Here is a 1,252-nt window from a genome sequence, read left to right as displayed (position 1 = left end):
GCCGGCGTGGAAACAATCCGCAAAGCGGGTGAACGGCGAATCAAGTTAGGCGAGATTGTCACTAATGAAGGAATCAAAAACCATGAGTGAGCTTGCGAACAATGAGCTGGATTTTTCTATTGCGGAGTATCAGGCGCGGCTGCAGCGTACGCAGGAAGAGATGCTTAAGCACGATCTTCCTGTGCTCCTACTGCATCAGCCAGAGAACATCAACTATCTGACAGGTTTCCATACAACTGGCTTTTTCTCCTATCACGCGTTGGCGGTCCCGAGCCGCGGCGATCCGGTGCTAATCCTGCGGGATATGGAAATCCCAGCGGCGCATAGCACGTCGTGGGTCAAAAACTACACGGTCTATTCAGATGCCGCCGATCCGCTCCCCGTTTGGCTCGATACTGCGCGAAGAGCGCTCGATGGTCTCGGCTTGGCAGGCGGTCGCGTTGGCGTGGATGAGCATTCGTGGTTCTTGACCGTGGAACGGTGGAAGATGCTGCAGGGGCTGCTACCGAATGCAACTTTGGTGACGGAGCCGCGGATCGTTGACCACCTGCGCCTGATCAAATCGCCGCGGGAAATAGAACATTTGCGCGGCGCTGCCCGTCAGGTCGAACTGGGCATGCGGGCTGGCATCGAGGCTATCGCGCCTGGCGTAAAGGAGCGAGAGATCGCGATTGCCGTGTTCAGTGCGCTCTTGAACGCCGGCTGGGCGGACGCGCCGCTCAACGCCGGTATCACGTCCGGCAATCGCACAAATCAGATCCACGGCGCCTATTCCGACCGGCGTCTGGAACGTGGCGAGAATGTCTACTTTGAGCTTAGCGGGGTACATCAAAGGTATTGGGCACGCTTGATGCGCACCGCCACTGTTGGTTCGCCGAGCGCCGAGCAGAAGCGCGCCGCCGAGACGATCATTCGCGTTCAAGACGAGGCAATCGCGCTGATGCGGCCGGGCACACCGGCCAGCGTGGTTGATCGCGCTTGCCGCGAGCCGGTCGTGGCGTCCGGTCTGCGCGAGACATATACGAATCGCACCGGCTATTCGCTTGCTCTCAATTTCCGACCCTCCTCCGGCGAATTCATCCGCGAGTTTGTGCCGGGCGTGAAATGGGTGCTGGAGCCCGGAATGGTGTTTCATATGCTGATGATGGCAGATGGCATGGGTTTCAGCGAGACGGTCCTGGTGACGGAGCAAGGCCCAGAACGCCTGACCACCATGGAGCGCAAGCTCTTCTCGTGTGTTTGAGGACCGTCC

General features: G+C 59.0%; 1 protein-coding gene. It reads left to right on the top strand.

Translation table 11 applies throughout. The annotated features are described in order from the left end of the window. Positions 1-82: 82 nt before the first annotated feature. The gene (locus tag AC0L3D_RS36675; protein ID WP_473647530.1) at positions 83-1,243 is read left to right on the top strand and encodes a M24 family metallopeptidase; all 1,161 of its coding nucleotides are present in this window, start codon (positions 83-85) and stop codon (positions 1,241-1,243) included. The last annotated feature ends 9 nt before the right edge of the window (positions 1,244-1,252 follow it).

This window comes from Mesorhizobium sp. WSM4837 (genome assembly GCF_055811435.1).
Note: the sequence above shows the minus strand (reverse complement) of the source record. Positions and strands in the feature narration are given on the sequence as shown.